The 4,853-nt window shown below is 57.0% G+C and carries 3 protein-coding genes; all 3 read left to right on the top strand.

Translation table 11 applies throughout. From position 1 onward, the window contains the following. Nucleotides 1–139: 139 nt before the first annotated feature. The gene (locus tag AB7U36_RS18445; protein ID WP_428161132.1) at nucleotides 140–799 is read left to right on the top strand and encodes a carbohydrate-binding family 9-like protein; all 660 of its coding nucleotides are present in this window, start codon (nucleotides 140–142) and stop codon (nucleotides 797–799) included. A gap of 291 nt (nucleotides 800–1,090) precedes the next feature. Continuing rightward, nucleotides 1,091–1,516, top strand: a complete 426-nt coding sequence (gene tsaA, locus AB7U36_RS18440; protein WP_428161131.1) for a tRNA (N6-threonylcarbamoyladenosine(37)-N6)-methyltransferase TrmO — start codon at nucleotides 1,091–1,093, stop codon at nucleotides 1,514–1,516. Between the two features lie 13 nt (nucleotides 1,517–1,529). Then, the coding region (locus AB7U36_RS18435) for a hydantoinase B/oxoprolinase family protein (protein WP_428161130.1) at nucleotides 1,530–4,853 on the top strand (3,324 nt) is incomplete at its 3' end.

The following is a 4,853-nucleotide window of genomic DNA, read 5'->3' as shown; positions in this document are numbered from 1 at the left end:
ACATTGTTGTCCAGGCCCACATAAGCGCATGCACCATGGATGAAACAGGTTGCCGGGCAACGGCTGACGGTACCCTAAGTGTGGACGGGATATGCATATATGAAATGAAAAATTTCTGTTTCTCTTTCAAAGGAACGCCATGCAGCACTATGTTGCCAGACAGGACCGACTCCGGGTGGATGCCTCATCATGGCAGAAACCCCCATGGAATACCGTCTCCAGCCAAAAACTGACCTGCCATATGGGAGAACGTCCCCGCCACTTCCCGGACACCCGTGTCAAGCTGGCCTATGACGACCAGGCCCTTTACCTGATGTTCCGGGTCCAGGACCGGTATATCCGGGCACTGGCCCGGACCGACCAGGATCGCGTATACCAGGACAGCTGCGTCGAATTCTTCTTTACTCCGGGGCCGGACCCGGACCAGGGGTACTTCAACCTTGAGATGAACTGCGGGGGCACCATCCTGTTTCACTTCCAGACCCTGCCCAGGAAAGATCCCGTTGAAATCCCGGTATCAGACTGTGCCCGGATCCTTCGGGACGCCTCCCTGCCCAAGATTGTGAGCCCAGAGGTCCAGGATCCAGTACTCTGGTTTCTGAGTGCCAGAATCCCCTTTGACCTGCTTTCCTCGTACACGGCCGTAACTCACCCCGAACCGGGCAAGGCCTGGCGGGCCAACTTTTACAAATGTGCGGACAACACCTCCCACCCTCACTGGCTGACCTGGGCGCCGGTGGACCTGCCGGCCCCGGACTTTCACCATCCCCGGGCCTTTGGCGCCCTCTGCTTCCAATGAGGCCAGGAAAAAGCGTCCTTCCGACAGACGGTATCACAGGTAATTGTTGGCAGACGGATTCCATGCCGGCGCAATGCGGGTAGCATTTGCATCGACATTAACATAGCGTCACTTCGCCTGCCGATTGATCATTGGACCCTATCCAGCCCCTGGCGTTTGTGGTGATGTTACTGGTTACGGTACCCACACTTGGATTTTGGAACGATTTTACCTTGTCAAACATATTGAACGTGTACGATATAAATTAAGTGTGTTAAATTGATATTTTCTCAACCCAAAAAGCTGATTATAATGACAAACAACACAACCATCTCCTTCACGCCCATCGGTTTTGTGAGAACCAATGCAACAAAAACACCCCGGCACTGGTCCGTGTCACAGGAAAAAGGGGTATTGGAGATTCAGCCTGAATTTGTGCCTGGCCTGCGTGATATTGAAATCGGACAAAAGATTGTGGTGCTTTTCCATTTTCATAAAAGCCCGGCATTCAATTCAGGATACCTGTTCCAGACCCCGCCCCACCGCTCCTCTTCCAGAGGCGTGTTTAGCATCTGTTCGCCCATCCGTCCCAATGCCATCGGCATGAGTGTCGTTGAGGTGACAGATAAAGACCAAGAACGCATTGGGGTCAAACACATTGATATGATTGACGGCACACCGATTTTAGATATTAAGCCCCTGGTCACGGGAGAAGAGGATTGTCCAAGCGCACAATAAAAAAGGAGTATCCATGTCCGACCCCGCCAAATTTCGTTTTTCCGTCGACCGCGGCGGCACCTTCACGGATATCTATGCCGAGGTTCCCGGAGAACCCGGGTTCAGGGTCATCAAGCTTTTATCCGAAGATCCCCGGAACTATCCTGACGCACCCCGGGAAGGAATCCGGCGCATCCTGGAAGAGGTGACCGGCAAGCCCGTACCCAAAGAACTGTTCGAATCCGACCGGATTGAATGGATTCGCATGGGGACCACCGTGGCCACCAACGCCCTGCTGGAACGAAAAGGCGCGCCCAGCGCCCTGGTGGTGACCCGGGGATTCGGTGATATTCTTCAAATCGGAAACCAGGACCGTCCCCGGATTTTTGACCTGGAGATCAAAAAACCCGAAATTCTGTACCGGGAGGTCATTGAAGCGGACGAGCGCCTGAGGATCTTGCGGGAGGATGAGGACGCCTCGGCAGTAGAAGGCAAAATCGTGAAGGGGATCACCGGTGACCGCCTGGCAGTGATTCGTCCCCTGGATACAGCGGCCATAAAATCCGATCTTAAGGCTGTCTATGATCGGGGCATCCGCAGTCTTGCCGTCGTGCTCATGCACGCCTATGCCTGGCCGGATCATGAACGAACCATCGGCCGCCTGGCTCAGGAGATCGGATTCACCCAGATCTCCCTATCCTCCAAAGTCATGCCGCGGGTGAAGCTGGTGGCCAGGGGAGACACCACCATGGTGGACGCCTACCTCAACCCGCATATTCGCACCTACCTTGACAGCTTTAAACACGGGTTCAAGGACAAGCTTACCCATACAGGCCTTCTTTTCATGCAGTCCGACGGCGGCCTGGCCGGTGCCGACGGGTTCACCGGCAGCCGCGCCATCCTCTCCGGACCGGCCGGCGGGGTGGTGGGATATGCCATGACCACCTTTGATGCTGAAAAAAAACAGCCCGTCATCGGCTTCGACATGGGCGGCACATCCACCGATGTCTCCCGGTTCGGGGGGGAATATGAGCTGGTCTTTGAAACGGAAACCGCCGGAGTGCGTATCCAGGCCCCCCAACTCCACATCAGGACCGTGGCCGCCGGCGGGGGCAGCCGCCTCTTCTTTGACAACGGCATGTTCCTGGTGGGTCCGGAATCTGCCGGGGCACACCCTGGTCCGGTCTGCTACCGAAAAGAGGGCTACCTGACGGTCACGGACGCCAATCTGGTGCTCGGCCGTATTCAACCTAAGCACTTTCCCCATATTTTCGGCCCCACCGAAGATCAGCCGCTGGACGTGGACGCGGCCTGTACGGCCCTGGCCGGCCTGACAGAGGAAATCAACAGGTACTGCGCCGCTGCCGGGCTGCCGCCCATGACGGTGGAGGAGGCTGCCCTGGGGTTTATCCGGGTGGCCAACGAGGTGATGGTCAGGCCCATCCGTGAAATTTCGGTGATGCGGGGCTTCGATATCAAGGCGCACATTCTGGCCACCTTTGGGGGCGCCGGTCCCCAGCATGCCTGCGCCATTGCCCGGACCCTGGGAATATCCAAAATTTTTATCCACCGGTTTTCCGGCATTCTGTCCGCCTACGGCATGGGCATGGCCGATGTGGTCACGGAGCGCCAGCAGCCCTGCTCCGCTCTCTTATGCCCACAAGCGCTGAAAGAGGCTGAAGCGGTTTTTAAACAACTTGAAGAAGCGGCTCGCCGGGAACTTCAGGATCAGGGATTCTCCCCGGATGCCGTTGACACCACCCGGTTTCTTAACCTGCGATACCATGGGACAGACACGGCCATTATGATCTGCCGGCCTGAAGACAATGACTATACAAAAGCCTTCAGGGCCGTCTACCGCAGGGAGTTCGGATTCGATCTTTTTGGCAGGGAAATCCTCATCGACGATATCCGGATCCGCGCCCGGGGCAAGTCTGAGAATCTGCGCCGGATCAGCATCCCAAAGGCCCAGGGGGCACCGCCGGTGCTGGATACGACCCAGTGCTATTTTGAAGAGGGTCGGCAGAAAACCTTGATTTACGATCTGGAAAAACTTGCCGCCGGCCATTGTATCCCCGGCCCGGCCATTCTGATCCACCATACTTCCACCATTCTCATCGAACCCGACTGCACCGCAGAGATTACAAAAAACGGCGATGTGGAAATCAAGGTGGGCTCGGGCACGAGGGAGCAAATCGGCACAACGCTTGACCCGGTCCAACTTTCCATTTTCAGCAATCTCTTCATGTCCATTGCCGAACAAATGGGCCGGATGCTTCAAAAAACCGCCATCTCTACGAATATCAAGGAGCGCCTCGATTTTTCCTGCGCCCTGTTCGGGCCCGATGGTGAACTGGTGGCCAACGCGCCCCATCTGCCGGTCCATCTGGGGAGTATGAGCGACGCGGTAAAGGCGCAGATCCAGATGCAGGGAAGCGGTCTTACGCCCGGGGATGTATTGGTCTCCAATCATCCGGCTGCAGGGGGCAGCCACCTGCCCGACATTACGGTCATCACCCCCGTGTTCAAGGACGATCAGGTCATTTTCTGGGTGGCAGCCCGTGGGCATCACGCCGACATCGGCGGCATCTCTCCCGGCTCCATGCCCCCCAACTCCCGCCGCCTTGAAGAGGAAGGGGCCTGCATCACCTCGTTCAAGCTGGTGGAGAACGGCATTTTTCAGGAACAAGGCATTTCGAAACTGCTGCTGGCCCCGGGCAAACTGCCCGCGACACCGGGGCGTCCGGCCATCTGGGGCACCCGCCTTCTGGCAGACAACATCTCCGATCTTAAGGCCCAGATTGCCGCCAACCAGAAAGGGATTGAACTGGTGCTGGAGATGGTGGATCACTACGGCCTCGACGTGGTTCAGGCCTATATGAAACATGTTCAGGATGCGGCGGAAGAGGCCGTTCGCCAGAGGCTCAGAGCGCTTTCCGCATCCAAGGGGATGGGCGAGAGGGACACGATCCGCGCCATGGACTATCTGGATGACGGCAGCCCCATTGCCCTATCCCTCACCATAGACCGCAAGGATGGCAGCGCACTATTTGATTTTCAAGGCACCGGACCTCAGATCTGGGGAAACTGCAATGCTCCCAAAGCCGTGACTAAATCAGCGATCCTTTACTGCCTCAGATGCCTGATTGAAAAAGACCTGCCCTTAAACCACGGCTGCCTTATCCCCATCACCGTTAATATCCCCAAGGGCTCTCTGCTTGATCCCTCTGTCGAAGCGGCGGTGGTAGGCGGTAACGTGCTGACCTCCCAGCGGATCACCGACGTGGTCCTCAAGGCGTTCGGCGTGGCTGCCGCCTCCCAGGGCTGCATGAACAATTTTACCTTCGGCAATGACCGC

It is taken from the genome of Desulfobacter sp. (assembly GCF_050177295.1).
The sequence above is the reverse complement of the archived record's forward strand: the minus strand, read 5'-3'. Positions and strand labels throughout refer to the sequence as shown.

Coding starts and splice junctions, on each gene's coding strand:
- AB7U36_RS18445 (WP_428161132.1), top strand. CDS start 140: ATGCAGCACTATGTTGCCAGACAGGACCGACTCCGGGTGGATGCCTCA.
- tsaA (WP_428161131.1), top strand. CDS start 1,091: ATGACAAACAACACAACCATCTCCTTCACGCCCATCGGTTTTGTGAGA.